The sequence below is a fragment of the uncultured Algoriphagus sp. genome, from assembly GCF_963974835.1.
Classification (GTDB): Bacteria; Bacteroidota; Bacteroidia; order Cytophagales; family Cyclobacteriaceae; genus Algoriphagus.
Genome location: NZ_CAXBET010000001.1, coordinates 12,587 through 26,738 on the forward strand (window position 1 = coordinate 12,587; position 14,152 = coordinate 26,738).

Sequence of the window (14,152 nt, forward strand, 5' to 3'; positions counted from 1 at the left end):
CTTTGAAGTCAGAAGGATTTTTGCAATTTCAACTGTAGTTGCGATCCGTTTTACCAGAAATAATGAAAGGGGAAAATTATTTTTGTAGCAGTAAACGCACCTATAACTGGTGCATTTGAAAAAATCTGACTGACTAGGTAATCCTTTGAAAATACTAACTGTGGCTTGAAAATAGCTGAAAAAAGAACAGGCCAATGCCCAGTTTCACTAAGCCAATTCTTATCGGCTTCACGGCTAACTACTCTATTCCAATCCGGATTGACACAGTGTTGAAAATCAGAAAAGCTAGTGCCACGATTGGTAATACTATGGTAATTCTGATGGCTTAATTCTTTGGCAAATACCCTCGTTCCCAACCCCGTAGATGGCAGGACCACCCAAAGCAGTACATAATAAAAAAGGTATATAAGTGAATTAAGTTTTTTCATCCCAGAGACCTAAGCTCAATCATTTCCAAGAAAATGCAGCACAAAAATAAATGAAAAGTAAACCCAATAGGTTCATTTTCGCAAACAATTTCACCTCTGAGATCACCAACAAATTCATCTTGCAATGAAAAAAGGCAGTTAGCAGAGTCCAAATTACGCTCGGCCAACTGCAAAAAATCAATTCATTGCTACAGCTGATGTTTTTGATTTAACAGCACCGCTATTTGGCTCTTCCTCTATTTTCTTGGACTTGATTTTCCATGCTATCAAAATTGTTGTTACTGACGTCACCAACCAAAACGCATCAATTAAAAAGATATCAGAATAGTCATTTGTTATAGTCACCCAGATCCAATTTCCAGTCACAAATCCATTTGCAATCGGTATAAGCAGGCCGATCAATCCACCCGAAAGAAGCGTGTATTTATTTGTAATTGTGTTATTTCTAAGGAAGGTGAATAACAAGGTAAATGCGAGCCAAGACCAGAAATAGGTTTGGAAAATAAACTCCATTCTATCTGCATCAGCATCCTGTAGCCCTAATTTTACCGCCAAAAAAGTGAAAGCAGTCACTGGATACATACTCAGGCAGCCTGCCAAATAAAACCAAACCAGCCAAGCATTAAACTTTCTCTTTGCTGGAGAAACATGTTTTTTGTCCCGGGCGACCAGCCAGATCATCACTCCGGAAATAATCACAAAGCAAGTCAGAATTCCCAATCCAAAATAAATAAGCTTGACAGCTATCCCTCCATAGTCTCCAAAGTGAAGCCGGACAATCACCGCTCTAGCTCCATCCAGATAGGACACACCTTCCATTGGACTTTTCTCCTGCACTATTTCGCCAGTGGAAACCTTATAAATCACATTCCCCAAACTGGCAAATTTGCTTTCAAAAGTGGATTTTCCCTCAAAAAGCACATGCATGTTTTCATCTCCAAAATTGAAGATGGTGGCTCGATTCATCACAAACTCCGGCCATTTTTGCTTGGCCAGATCACGAAATTTATTAATGGAAAAATCCGTGTTCAAGGGATTCCCAGCGGCTTCAAATTTTGGTGGATTAAATCCAAAATCATCGTAAGCTTTCTCCTGATCACCACTATAGGCATACGAAATAATGGCCGGAGACATGATCGTCAACCCGATTATTATGTATACTCCCGTCAGTGCAAACATAAACTGATAAGGTAAACCCAAAATTCCAAGAGCCGTATGGGCATCTGTCCAAAGATTCTTGATGCTGTTGTTTGGTCGGAAAACATAGAAGTTGCTGATGATCTTTTTCCAATGGACAATAACTCCTGTGATCACTGCAAAAAGAAAAAAGAAGGCAACCAAACCTGCCAGCAAATAGCCGGATCGCCCAAAGAAATTTAGCTGAGCGAAAAAGTGAAGCCTATATAAAAACTCACCAAGGGAATAAGAACTTTGGTAATCATAGGTTTTAAAATCCTGCGTATTTAAATAAATGAAATTTCCACGACGTCCTCTTCTTTCTCCCTCCTTTGCTTGCTCATCTACTGGCGGAGTCACCGTGACAGATAATCGCTGCTCATCGTAGTATTGGTTGAAAGCGATCGTACTTCCCAATAGCGGTTTGTCTTTCCCCAGCGTATCCATTACCTGATCGAAGTCCATTTCTCCGAGCATCCAACCTTGAGCCAGTGGCTCATTACGTTCCCAACTCACGATTTCATCCCGGAAGAAAGAGAAGGAACCCGCAAAGAAAATCACGTACAAAGCCACACTTATAATGATTCCGGAAATGGTGTGGGTATGGAATAGAATATTGTAAATCCTGTTACTCATAGAGTTGAACTATAGGGAAGGTATAGGTTGATTGAGGTAGACAATTGCTGAAAAGAAAAGTGTGAGCAGAAGGTAAATCCCCCAGATTTTCCAGCCGCTTTTGGCGATGAAGGCGACGATCATCAGACCTACCCAAACCAAAAATCCTCCAAATACTAAGGTGAATAGCACAGAGACTTTCTCGAAGTAGAATGAAAGCGCAAGAAAGAATGAAACGGTAACCAGATATCCACCGACGAAACCAGCAGTGATTCGACCAAATCGATGAAGAAAAGTAGGTGTTAAGTATTTTTTGTTAGCAGGCATTATCAAAGAATTTCAATTAGAAAGAGGAAAGCTATTCCAACTATTACCCAGTATAGTTTTACTGTGCGAAGCGGTGAGATCAAGACTACTAGACTTCCGATAAGCATGAGGATGCATAGAAAAGCGAAGATTCCGGAACCTACTCCGAATTGAATGACGGAAAGTGATAGAGCGATTCCCAAGAGAATTGCCCCAAAGATTTTAGCAGGTTCTTCATTTTCGCCAAACCAACTGGACAACTTTTCAGCTCTGTGTAGTTCCGCTTTTTTGGAAGTTTGATAAAAGAACTCGAAGCCTAACCAGGTGAGTAAAATGCTTAATGTGATCATGAATTGGTTTTAATTAACAATAGGATGGATTAAAAAAGGGCATCAAAGAAACCTTGCAAGGTTGGTCTCTTTGATGCAAAAAATGTGAGTTGGAAAAAGAAAGCTCATAGTTCAAAAAGCAGATTTAAAAGTGACCCAATCAATACCTATTTAATTAATCTCAATCGCCTGAGTAGCACATCTCCAGATAGCCTGCAGACCGGAAGGATCATTTTCAGGAAGCTTTTCGGTATGAGTGGCTTCAGCGAAATACAGACCATGTGCATTTAGTTTAGCACTTGCTTTCCCCCTTTTTCCTGTTTTCAATTCCTGCGAAACAGCATTAGGGCCGAGGATAGCTATATCCCCCTCTGGTAAGGCTTTCCCCTTGTACAACACTTTTAAGTCGGTGGATTTAACATTCCTTACCAAAGCCAAATCAGTCTCTGGAAGTGATGGTGCTTTTCCTTTTCCTACCCAAATCTGTGCATAGGCATTGAACTGATATGCGGTTTTGCTATCACCAGGATCTGCGGTATGGGAAATCTGCATTCTGTACTCCCCTTCTTCCTCCGGCGTAAAACTTCCTTCGAAAAACTCCTCCGTGGCAGTAGGGTCAAGCTTGGTTTTCTTTCCCGAAGGGCTGATCAACCAAAGTTCAAACTCCTTCACATCCGAATACCATTTTGCCACAGGCTCGATGGCATTTTCGTGATAGTCGGCGTAGTAAACTTTATAAGGATGTTCCTTACCTATTTCGCTTTTGGATGAAGTGTGGATCCAAAGTGCGTGTGCCTTTACTCCGATGACAAGCATAAAAAGCATCATCGTTAGGCAAAGTGATTTTAATTTCGGTGTATTCATTTTTTAAGGTTTTAAAACCGCTGAGATCACAGAGTTCTCAAGGGTTAATTCTATGTTTATGATTTTCCTACTTCCCCAGAAGCTGGCAATACATTTATTACCCATGCGATCATCTACATCTTCCGGATTAATTCCAGTAAGTGAAGCTGTGCATTGGCTTCAATAACATTTGCTTTCAGTCGATAAAATTCTTCTTCCAGCAGTGTAAACTGTACGTCGGGATGGTAGGTCTCTATCACTACCCGGTCCAGTCCATCGAAAAAGGGATACTTTTCAAATTCAAACTCCATCAGCTCCATGTATCTGCAAAAAGCATTGAAATTGAACTCGTCAAAGCTGATCATCGCCTGCTTGTACATTAGTCCCATCCGGTCACAATCGGAGCATTTGGTGAAAACAAAATCTTCGTTTTGATAGATAATTTCTGTTCTGCAAACTGACATAAGCGTTTGGTTTGAATGAAAATAAAATGGTGCCTGGGATAAAAGCGTGGTTGGTTTAGTTTCCGAATGGAGCTGATTTCCCAGGACTTAATTTTTCTGGTTTTACTCTGCTACATCTAGTTTGCTGATCGCTGTGATCACTCCACCTTCGACTTTCAAACCTTGTTTGGCAGTGGCCGTATTGGCGTTGAATTCATAAACCCAGCTTCCCGTTTCAGTAGTAATGCCGAGGTATGCAAGTCCATTTTTGGCAGAATAATTATTGATGGTTACGCTCACGATTTCGGATTCCGAAGGAGCACCAGTCACCCAGGTAAAAGTTTTGTCATAGACATCAGCCACACCAAAGCGATTTCCGGTGGTGTAAGCACCCTTTTCTTTATTCATCGTGACGACGAATTTCCCATTGCCAGCATAAGTTTTTGCGGTGATGTAATAGCCATCAGCAAGCTCCTCCACATTGAAATAATAGGACTGGTCAAACTCCAGTTGCCCAGCTTTGATTCTAGTGAAAGCAGAAGGAAGAGTGGAAGTCATTGCTCCATTCGAAGTAGCTACTGAGCCTGAAAAAGCATAGGTATCACCCAATTCGTCGACCTCAAGACCTGAAAGAAAATATCTGCCGATAAAGCTGGTGCGGTCATCTTTAATCACCTTATTCAATTCCATGCTTGGGTAATCAAATACGGCGATCCAAGCACTGTCTGGGAAATTGGTCCCAAAACTGTCATTGCAACAGGCTTTCATACTGAAATAAGGCGCAAAAAGCTTATCTCCCACCTGAGTCACCCAAGTAAAAAATGCCCGCTCCCCGTTGTTTGCAATTTCCTCCTGATTCCATTTGCCATCGGCAACAATCTGTAGCTGATCCGCATCCAATCTATACCAGGAACCCACCGGATCGGTAGCACTTCTTGATATTTTAGCCATCACGATGTCATCGTTCATCGCACCAAAAGCCTGAACAGTCTCCGACTGGAAATCTGACAATTTCTCTAATGAACCTTCCCCATTCAATTCGTACGTCGTCACAGCCCCCGGATTTCCCTGACCGTAAAGCATACTGAAAAACTTGTTTTTGTGGGTCACATAGTAACGATACGTCCCATCCTGCTCGACGCCATTGCCCACCGTACTTACAGTTCCTTCGGTCAGGCTTTCGGCCGTTAATAAATAATCCGCCACCCCATCGGAGGCAAGGGGAGTAGAAGCGATAATGAATCTGCTTTCCCCAGAAGGCGCTACCGGTCCTGGTTCTGGATCGTCTGAGTCGCAGCTGGAAAATCCTATTATGAGGGCTGCCGCAAAAGCATAGAAATAGTTAAAGTTGGTTTTCATAAGATTTGTAATTGTGTTTTAATGATTCCCGAGGTTTTCAGGAAAAAGAATTGTGAAAGAATTAATAAATGAAGTATCTGATCTTGCCTGAGAAGCCCCGTCCTGGTTTCTGCAAGCTGAAGTTGTCATAAAGTTTGCTGTCGAAAATATTCCTGCACTCAGCGATCAGCTGAAGTCTGCCTTTCAGCCCTGTCGTATAAGTGAGGTTCATATCGTGGGAAAGCTGTTGCGGCACGTCAAACTTCTCGCTGCCCAAGCTTGGCCAGTAGAGATAAAAAGCATGGACATAAAGTAGATTGTATCCGAAGTTGAGGTCATTGCCCTTTCCAAATGCATCCTGCCACATCACACTGACATCACCATTCCCAAAGAGGTAAGGCATGTTGGGTACTCTATCCCGATAGACAACACTCGGAATAGTCTGTCCCTCTTCGAATTCGGTATTGTTGCGGAGATTTTGGTACGTGATATTTGCGCCAGCTGAGAGCATAGACTTATATGTCCATCGCACTTCTCCCTCTATGCCGATATTCGTGACGCTGTAGAGATTGTCCATCACCTGCATGGTCTGGTTATTGTTCAGCCTTGGACGGATGAAGTCCTTGGCGTCCCGGTAAAAACCATTGGCTGAAATATCAATTCTATGATCCCGGTTAAGCTGTTTCCAACTACTCATGCCCACATTATAATTGTAGCTGCTCTCTGGCTTCAGATCGAGATTTCCCTGAAGGTTAACCATATCACCAAAGAGTTCTTCAGGCTCAGGAAGCCGATAGCTCTTCTCAAATGAGACCTTGGCCTGAAGATTACCGGTAATAAAATAGGATCCTGTCAAGCCAAATCCCGGATAAGTAAAATTCTCCCGCTCGTTTCGGTAAGCTACATCTCCATACTCCCCGGATGGGTTGTAAGACATGGTGAAATAGTTGGTTTGATTGTAGATTTTAGTAAAAACGGAGATACTTGCCTTTTCTTCCCAGCTCAGCTGATAGCTTAACCCTGTAATGTTTTTCTGGCTTTTTCGCGGTTCCTCGTATCGGTCATTTTCAGGATTTAGCGCATCGCTTCCCATCCTGTTAAAACTATTGAACACATTGCTGATAGCGATGGTATGAATCTCGCCAAATTTGTAGTGCGCATTTGCCGTCAGTACTGCATTGTTATTATTGAATTTGTAAAGTGTGTAGGACCTTTCTCCTCCAGGCACATCATATTCTTTGTATTGCTGGAACCAATTGTAGCGCCGATTGACCGTGTCGATATTTTGCTCTGAGCCAAAATTGTAATTGGCATTCACATTCACATCCAGGCCATGGACAAATAAGTCTTTCTTCTGGTATTTAAATGTGGGCATGAGGATAGTTCCCTTACGATACCACTGCCCAAAAACCGTAACCAGCCTCGCTCCTGTCTGCACTTCTGAGTAATTTTTCCCGGCAGTCAGACCTACCAAAAGCTTATCCGCATACGATTTACCTTGCACCCCAAGTTGGGCGATCACGGTCTCGTTGTGGTAAGTATCGTGAAATCTGCGTACATGCTGATCCGGGTAATATTTCCCTGTCTCTATATCCGCTACATCCACATCCACCCAATAATTATTGTCCGAATAATTCTGGAAAGCATTCAGCTGGAAAGTGAAACCGGACTTCGCAACATAGGCGGTATTGATGACTGTACGGTGTGTATTAAATGAACCATAGGAATAGCTGACATCCACATAGTTTTTTTGGACATTTTTTGTGACAATGTTCACCGCACCACCCAATGCATCGGCACCAAGACCAATTGGCACCACTCCTTTGTACACTTCTATCCGCTCGGCCAGATTAATTGGAATATTGTTCAGCTGGAAAGAGGAGCCAAAATCATCCATTGGAATGCCATCAATAAAGAATTTGACCTGCTTGCCTGAGAAGCCGTTTAGGGAAAAATTCATTCTAGACCCTACCCCTCCACTTTCCCGCACACGTACCCCAGAGACCCTGTCCAAAGCATGGCCTAAATCAAGGTTGGTATGGTGAAGTTTTCGGGCATCGACCACTTCCACATTAAAAGCCCGCTCTTCGATTTCCCTTAATTCAGATTTCCCCAAAACAGTAAATTCTTCCAGGTCATTGGTATCATCAGCAAGCGAAATTTTGAGTGTTTTGGTCTCGGAACCTAAAGTGATCTTCTCGGTATGATTGACAAATCCCATGAATGAGAATTCGAGCGAATAACTTTTACCTGAAGAAAGATTGATGGAAAATTTGCCATCGGCGTCTGTGAGCAGACCTTTTGAAATCGGTGAGATTTTGATCAGAGCACCGGGAACGGAATTGCCGTCCTTATCGACTACGAGACCATTGAGATTGGTATTTTGCTGCGCAAATGCCGGGTAGGCGAAAAAACTGCACAAAAATACAATGGACAATATTTTGTTATATTGCATCGCTTTTTAATTGGAGAATTAGAAAGTTTAGTACCCGAAGCCATACGGTTGCCGCCGTATGGCTTCATCTTTTAATAAGCTATGAAGCTTCTCTCTATTGTTATTTAGATTAATTTTAAATTAAAACAAATCTAAGCCATGAGAGCCAGTCTGACAAAAATCTGATCAGTTTTTTTTCGGTTTTTTGAAAATAAAATGACTATTACAGTTTAGAGTATAATCCCTCAGACGATAATTAAAAAAGGAACTTTCTTTCCTTACTTATAGAGGGTTGAATTCAAAAGAATCAAATACCAAAAAAAGGCTGTAAAACCTTACAACCTTTTCAAACTCAAACTTGCAATCAAGCTTCAGTCAACACCATCTTGGCTTTGACTTGAGCCACTTGTTCTTTCTTCGCCTTATTTCTCCTCCCCCACCAGATTAAAAATCCAGTCACCGGAAGTGAGGCGATAATCGCACTGAGGAAAAATGCCAAAATCTTACCTGGCAATCCTGCAATAGCACCCACGTGTACATCGTAGTTCATCCGCATGATCTTCTCGGCTACCGTAGCCTCTTCAAAGCGGTTATAAAAGTGGTCTACAGGAAGTTCTTCCAGCGTATTCTGATCAAAATATCTATAGTCTGCCTTCCAATAAGTGGAAGCATCTGGGTTCGCGTTTGCAGCGATTGCCGCTCCTTCGAATCCTGGAGGATGAACTTCTATCCAATCAGAATTAGGATATTCTGCATTCATTTTCATCCATACAGCATCCAAAGCCGGGATTTCACCCTGATAAGTTTGCGTGGAGTCTGAAACTGGATCGTAATATTCTACAAATTTTTCACCTCCGGAAGCAACGAAATAAACCCCATCTCTAAACCATAGAAAACCCCAAACCAAGCCGGTGATCGCAAAGACCAACGCGAAAGTCATCGCATAAAAGCCAAGGACTTGATGCAGATCATAATTCTTTCTCCTCCATCTAGCAGACCATTTGATTTTTAGGCTTTGCTTTAGATTCTTCTTTTTCTTTGGCCACCAAAGGATCAAGCCAGAGATCACCATAAAAAGGAAAATTAGTGTGAAACTGGCTACAACTGGCTGACCGATCTCAGGTGGTAGCCAAAGGTAAAAGTGTCCATCCAAGACGATACGAAAAAAGTCAGCATATTCATCTTTTAGCTTAAGCAATTCCCCTGTGTAGGGATTGATGTAGGCTGTTTGATAATGATCATGACCCTCACCATAGCTGAAGAAAATAGCTTGCGCTGATTTCTCCTCCGTAGGATATAGTATGGCATGAAGATGTCCCTCAGGAAAAGCTTCCTGCGCAATTCCACTGATCTCACTTGGCGGCAAAACAGCTTTTTCCTGTGGCTCAACTGACATAAAAGAATAAGTCAGATCCTTGATTTCTGCTTGAAAGGCATAGATGCAGCCAGTCACTGCCACTATAAATACGACGAGCCCGGACGAAAGTCCGAGCCAGAGGTGTAGTTTATTTATTGTCTTCTTTAGATTCATTAAAATCTATAGTTAAGGCTAATAGATGCATTCCGAAGATTCTGAGGAGTCACTGTAGACCATCCTGAGTAATATTTCTGATCTGTCAAATTGTTCACTTTCAAAGCCAAGAAATACTTGGAACCCGTGTAAGAAAGTGAGGCATTGAACACCTGATAAGACGGAAGCGCAAAGCTACCGATATTTGCTCTATTCATAGTTAGATATTCACTGGCTGCATTACCTCCAAATCCTAAACCGAATCCTTTAAGAGCGCCAGCCGAGAACGAATAGCTTGCCCAGAAGTTGAATAAATTCTCCGGTCCAGCTTCCTCAGGACGAAGCCCCAAGTAACCGCTTTCCGGATAATCTTCCGTTACTTCAGCGTCATTTTTACTAAATCCTGCCACCACATTCAATCCTACAACCGGAGTAGCAATTACACTGAACTCAAATCCTTTACTTACTACTTCACCACCTTGAATGGAGTTGTTAATATTAGTAGGATCAGTCATCACCCTGTTAGACACTGTGATATTGTAATAGCTGGCAGTAGCTGAAATCTTGTCTTTGTATAAGTTGGTTTTTACACCAAATTCCAATTGGTTGGCTTTTTCAGGATCAAAAGTCTTAAGTCTAGTGTTGGTACCGTCTACATTGCTTACGGTCGCGGGAGCAATGTTGACAAAGCCATTCATGTAGTTACCAAATATAGAGACCTTATCTTTCACCGGCTGATACACAATCCCGAATTTTGGAGAAACCGCAGTCTGTGTATTTTCTTCCGAATCAGTTCCCCATGATTCATTTTTGAAGTTGTCAATTCTCACACTTGCCATTGCGGAAAGTTGAGGAAGCAATTCGATCACATCAGATACATAGGCACTCATGATACGTGTATTACCGGTGGAATTTCCTTCGAAGGAGTCTTTCAACAAATCATCCACACCAGCTTGGGTCAACACACCTGTATCAGCGCCGTCTGAAAGAGTCACTACACCATTTCCTACCCACCCTGTGCTACTGTTCAATAGATCTGCATCGTAATAATCCAGCCCTACGATCATCTTATTTCTCATGGAACCCAATTGGAAATCCCCGATGAAATTTTGTTGAATGTCAGTAGTCAATGTCTGTCCATTACGATCAGAAATATATCTGTAAAATGAATCTCCGTCACTGCCATCGAATAGATAATGATAATATCCGTCAGTCTTCGTTGAACTTCTGGAAACGACAGTCTGGGAAGTCCAGGAATTGGAAAGCTTGTAAAAAGCCTGTGCTTGAAGTGCGTAGGAAGAGTTATTTATGCTCAGTTCGTTTCCCGTGAAAGATTTCTCGTAATTCTGCTCAAACAGATCAATGGATGAGAAAGAAAGCGGATTATTTCTATTTAAGAAAATCATCGGAGCATTCACCGAATTTGAATTCAAAAACTCAGTGTTGATCAAGAAAGTTAGTCTTTCGCTTGCCTGAAATTTGAAAGATGGAGCAATGAAAAAGGAGTTTCTTCCACCAGCATCCTGAAAAGTATTATTAGACTGATAAGCGGTATTTACACGCATGGATGCATTTTCATTTAGCGGCACATTCACGTCGCCTGTGATTCTGTTCAGACCATAGCTTCCCGTGATGAATCCAACTTCGCCCTTAAAAGTATCAGTTGGGCGCTTAGTAGTAATATTAATTAAACCTCCGTAAGAGATCACAGAGCTACCATATAGTGTCCCGGATGGGCCTTTGATTACGTCTACAGTTTCCACGTTAGCTGGATCCAGCCCGCCGTTATTCAAGCTTGGCATACCGTTCACCATAGTTGGCTGCACTGCAAAACCACGCATGGAATAGTATTCCGCACCGTCTCCTCCACGGCCTGTAGATTCCCAAAGTCTAGTTACCCCTGTTGCGTTTTTCAACGCATCATTCATGTTAGTCACTACTTGATCTTTCAGTAGTTTTTGGGAAATAGAATTGTAAACCTGAGGATTCTGAAGATCTGTTAAGGGCAGTTTTGCAATGGTGAAGTTACTATCTGAGTAAAATCTGTTGGAAGATTGGTCTGTCACGGTTACTTCTGCCAAATCTGTGGAGCTTTCTGCCAAAGTGAAATTCACAGAAAGTGACTCCCCTGGGTTTACAGTTACATTTCTCTCTTGGGTTACAATCCCGACAAAAGAAGCATATACCGTGTAGTTCCCTGGTGCTATATTTTTGATTTCAAAATATCCGTTTCTGTCAGTTGCATTTCCTTTTGCCAGACTTTTGATGCCGACATTCACAAATTCCATTGGCTGATCGTCCGAGGTAGTAACGAATCCTTTGATGCTGGCAGACTGGGAGTAAGCGCCAAAAATACAAAGGAAAAATAGGCTGGTGAGTAGTAGAATTCTTCGATTCATCTTGATTTGATTTTCAAATATTCCACAAACCTATTACTTAGATTAATTCTAAACAAGATTTATTTAGAATTAATCTAAGGAAATATAGATAAGAATTTACAGTCATGCATCTAACTTATTCATCATCAATAAAAAGTGTTTTGAGAATAAGCTGTTTTATACTGAATCTTGAATTCAGTTTTTATTTAGAAATCAATATTTTTAAACATCAACCCAGCTATCTCTATGAAAAGGCTCCCCCAATTAGTAGTACAGTTAATTGCTATTTTTCTAGGTTTCACCTTTTGGGGTGCAGGGATGGCTAAACTTTTTCACAATCACCAGTTTTTTGGATGGATAGGACCTGTATGGTTGATCGAAGAATTGGAACCTTACGGCTTGGGTCTTTATGGTAGGTTTATCGCTTTTAGTCAGATTATCATCGGGTATATGCTAGTCACTACACGATACAAATTGCTGGGAAGCATCATGATGATTCCTATGATCGGCAATATTTTGATGGTGACTATTTCTCTTGACTGGCGCGGAACGCCTTATGTCTTGGCGTTTCTCCTTCTGCTTGACTTGATTCTACTCTGGAACTACCGGGATTTTTTTAGGCCATTAATCGATGAGGGAAAAAGTAGATATGATATAAAGACCAGAAAAATCAGAAATCTGAATGGCCATTTAGTTTGGCTCGCTGGCCTTGCTTTGCAGCTATTCGCAATCCAGGTTTCCTACTGGAATTGGATAGCAGCATGCATGATAGTACTTGTGGGATTGATTCTCTCCGTATTAAGTTTTCGGGTAGACACTCTATCTAAAAAAGTAGAATTAAAAATTCCTTAACACCACTTTTCAAAATAACTCAGCTATTCACAGCTTCTTTACAATGCCACCGTATTAACCCTCCACCTGATGCAGTCATTCTTTAAATTTTCCTTTGCAGCACTACTATCCCTTGGGCTTTTCAGCAACCTTTCAGCTCAGAAATTTATTCCGACGGAATTCCCAGACCGCATCATACTGACTTGGTCAGATGATCCCATGACTTCTCAATCTGTCACTTGGAGAACTTCAGCAGAAGTAGAGAATTCTAAAGCACAAGTTATCCTAGCACCAAACACTCCAATTTACCTTGACAGTGTTCAGACTGTTGATGCAGCTAGTGAATTTCTGGAGGTTGACAGCGTAAAGGCAAATTACCATTCGGTGACTTTCCGGGAATTACAACCAGCGACAACTTATGCCTATCGAGTGGGTAATGAAGGTACTTGGTCAGAGTGGTTTCAATTCACCACTGCGCCTGAAAAAGGAACACCATTTACTTTCGCCTATTTCGGTGATGCGCAGAACAACCTCAAATCTCAGTGGTCAAGAGTAATCCGCCAAGCTTTTTCAAACCTTCCAAAAGCAGCCTTTATGGTCCATGCTGGAGATCTTATCAACAGCACGCAATCTGACTCGGAATGGGGAGAATGGAACTTTGCCGGAGGATTTATTAATGCAATGTTTCCGAGTATAAGCACGCCAGGAAACCATGAATACGACAGCGAGGAAGATGGCACTTTGGTTTTGGATTATCATTGGAAGAAACAATTCACTTTCCCTGAAAATGGTCCAAGTGAGTTCTCAGAAACGGTTTACTACTTAGACTATTCAGATTTGCGGATTATTTCCTTAAACTCACAAGAGATCGTTCAAAATGAGGTTTCGATGGAAACTCAAAAAGTTTGGCTGGAAAAAGTACTATCAGAAAATACACAGAAATGGACTGTAATTACTTTTCATCATCCGATTTATTCCTCAGGAACTGGACGTGACAACAAGGAGTTCCGTGAAGCTTTCAAGCCTATTTTTGATAAGTATAAAGTTGATTTGGTACTTCAGGGACACGACCACTCCTATGGCAGAGGCAGAAATCTTCCTTCCGGTGTAGCCAATCAGGATCCAGCAGCACAGGGTCCAGTGTATGTGGTATCTGTCAGCGGACCAAAAATGTACAACCTTACCTTTGATAAGTGGATGGATCGCGCAGCTTCCAACACCCAACTTTTTCAGTTGATAAGTATAGAAGGAAATCGACTCAGCTATGGAGCATATACCGCCACTGGAGATTTATACGATGCTTTTGACCTCATCAAATCAGAAGGAAAACCAAAAGAATTTATCGACAGAGCTGACAAAGCCATCCAAGAAGCCATAGAACTAACTCCTGGTTCTGAGAACAAAATGACCCCGGAAGAAATGGCTGAGTATATGCGGACTTATAAAAAAGGCAATTGATAAACTAGAATTATAGCTGTGATTTAACAAGCCTAGTTTAACTGGGGTAATGGTAAATGTAAA

General features: G+C 41.6%; 12 protein-coding genes. 2 read left to right on the plus strand and 10 right to left on the minus strand.

Going from position 1 to position 14,152, the window contains the following annotated elements; all coding sequences use genetic code 11:
* Nucleotides 1–50: 50 nt before the first annotated feature.
* The 10 genes from AACZ73_RS00085 to AACZ73_RS00130 all read right to left on the minus strand — a co-directional run bounded on the left by AACZ73_RS00085 (nt 51) and on the right by AACZ73_RS00130 (nt 11,821).
* Nucleotides 51–428 carry a hypothetical protein gene (locus AACZ73_RS00085; RefSeq protein ID WP_339874358.1) on the minus strand — a complete coding sequence of 126 codons (378 nt, stop codon included), beginning with the start codon at nt 426–428 and terminating at the stop codon, nt 51–53.
* Between the two features lie 177 nt (nt 429–605).
* A complete protein-coding gene (locus tag AACZ73_RS00090) occupies nt 606–2,240 on the minus strand; it encodes a PepSY-associated TM helix domain-containing protein (RefSeq protein ID WP_339874360.1) in 1,635 nt (544 codons plus the stop codon).
* A gap of 9 nt (nt 2,241–2,249) precedes the next feature.
* Nucleotides 2,250–2,546, minus strand: a complete 297-nt coding sequence (locus AACZ73_RS00095) for a hypothetical protein (RefSeq protein ID WP_339874362.1) — start codon at nt 2,544–2,546, stop codon at nt 2,250–2,252.
* Nucleotides 2,547–2,548: 2 nt separating this feature from the next.
* A complete protein-coding gene (locus tag AACZ73_RS00100) occupies nt 2,549–2,875 on the minus strand; it encodes a hypothetical protein (RefSeq protein WP_339874364.1) in 327 nt (108 codons plus the stop codon).
* A gap of 150 nt (nt 2,876–3,025) precedes the next feature.
* On the minus strand, nt 3,026–3,718 hold the full coding sequence (locus tag AACZ73_RS00105) for a nickel uptake transporter family protein (RefSeq protein WP_339874366.1): 693 nt from the start codon (nt 3,716–3,718) through the stop codon (nt 3,026–3,028).
* 113 nt (nt 3,719–3,831) lie between these two features.
* Nucleotides 3,832–4,161, minus strand: coding sequence for a DUF6686 family protein (locus tag AACZ73_RS00110; RefSeq protein WP_339874368.1), 330 nt, complete (start codon nt 4,159–4,161; stop codon nt 3,832–3,834).
* 102 nt (nt 4,162–4,263) lie between these two features.
* On the minus strand, nt 4,264–5,499 hold the full coding sequence (locus AACZ73_RS00115; protein WP_339874369.1) for a DUF4374 domain-containing protein: 1,236 nt from the start codon (nt 5,497–5,499) through the stop codon (nt 4,264–4,266).
* A 61-nt stretch (nt 5,500–5,560) separates the two neighbouring features.
* Nucleotides 5,561–7,933 carry a TonB-dependent receptor gene (locus AACZ73_RS00120; protein ID WP_339874371.1) on the minus strand — a complete coding sequence of 791 codons (2,373 nt, stop codon included), beginning with the start codon at nt 7,931–7,933 and terminating at the stop codon, nt 5,561–5,563.
* A 343-nt stretch (nt 7,934–8,276) separates the two neighbouring features.
* Nucleotides 8,277–9,443 carry a PepSY-associated TM helix domain-containing protein gene (locus AACZ73_RS00125; protein ID WP_339874373.1) on the minus strand — a complete coding sequence of 389 codons (1,167 nt, stop codon included), beginning with the start codon at nt 9,441–9,443 and terminating at the stop codon, nt 8,277–8,279.
* Nucleotides 9,443–11,821 (minus strand): TonB-dependent receptor, encoded by a 2,379-nt coding sequence (locus tag AACZ73_RS00130; RefSeq protein ID WP_339874375.1) that lies wholly within the window; start codon nt 11,819–11,821, stop codon nt 9,443–9,445. The genes AACZ73_RS00125 and AACZ73_RS00130 overlap by 1 nt, the downstream gene beginning before the upstream one ends.
* Nucleotides 11,822–12,046: 225 nt before the next feature.
* Here AACZ73_RS00130 and AACZ73_RS00135 point away from each other — a divergent pair, with 225 nt between their 5' ends.
* Together AACZ73_RS00135 and AACZ73_RS00140 are read left to right on the plus strand one after the other, a co-directional pair.
* The gene (locus AACZ73_RS00135) at nt 12,047–12,652 is read left to right on the plus strand and encodes a hypothetical protein (protein ID WP_339874377.1); all 606 of its coding nucleotides are present in this window, start codon (nt 12,047–12,049) and stop codon (nt 12,650–12,652) included.
* Nucleotides 12,653–12,721: 69 nt separating this feature from the next.
* Nucleotides 12,722–14,089, plus strand: coding sequence for a metallophosphoesterase family protein (locus AACZ73_RS00140; RefSeq protein ID WP_339874379.1), 1,368 nt, complete (start codon nt 12,722–12,724; stop codon nt 14,087–14,089).
* The last annotated feature ends 63 nt before the right edge of the window (nt 14,090–14,152 follow it).

Coding starts and splice junctions, on each gene's coding strand:
- AACZ73_RS00085 (WP_339874358.1), bottom strand. CDS start 428: ATGAAAAAACTTAATTCACTTATATACCTTTTTTATTATGTACTGCTT.
- AACZ73_RS00090 (WP_339874360.1), bottom strand. CDS start 2,240: ATGAGTAACAGGATTTACAATATTCTATTCCATACCCACACCATTTCC.
- AACZ73_RS00095 (WP_339874362.1), bottom strand. CDS start 2,546: ATGCCTGCTAACAAAAAATACTTAACACCTACTTTTCTTCATCGATTT.
- AACZ73_RS00100 (WP_339874364.1), bottom strand. CDS start 2,875: ATGATCACATTAAGCATTTTACTCACCTGGTTAGGCTTCGAGTTCTTT.
- AACZ73_RS00105 (WP_339874366.1), bottom strand. CDS start 3,718: ATGAATACACCGAAATTAAAATCACTTTGCCTAACGATGATGCTTTTT.
- AACZ73_RS00110 (WP_339874368.1), bottom strand. CDS start 4,161: ATGTCAGTTTGCAGAACAGAAATTATCTATCAAAACGAAGATTTTGTT.
- AACZ73_RS00115 (WP_339874369.1), bottom strand. CDS start 5,499: ATGAAAACCAACTTTAACTATTTCTATGCTTTTGCGGCAGCCCTCATA.
- AACZ73_RS00120 (WP_339874371.1), bottom strand. CDS start 7,933: ATGCAATATAACAAAATATTGTCCATTGTATTTTTGTGCAGTTTTTTC.
- AACZ73_RS00125 (WP_339874373.1), bottom strand. CDS start 9,443: ATGAATCTAAAGAAGACAATAAATAAACTACACCTCTGGCTCGGACTT.
- AACZ73_RS00130 (WP_339874375.1), bottom strand. CDS start 11,821: ATGAATCGAAGAATTCTACTACTCACCAGCCTATTTTTCCTTTGTATT.
- AACZ73_RS00135 (WP_339874377.1), top strand. CDS start 12,047: ATGAAAAGGCTCCCCCAATTAGTAGTACAGTTAATTGCTATTTTTCTA.
- AACZ73_RS00140 (WP_339874379.1), top strand. CDS start 12,722: ATGCAGTCATTCTTTAAATTTTCCTTTGCAGCACTACTATCCCTTGGG.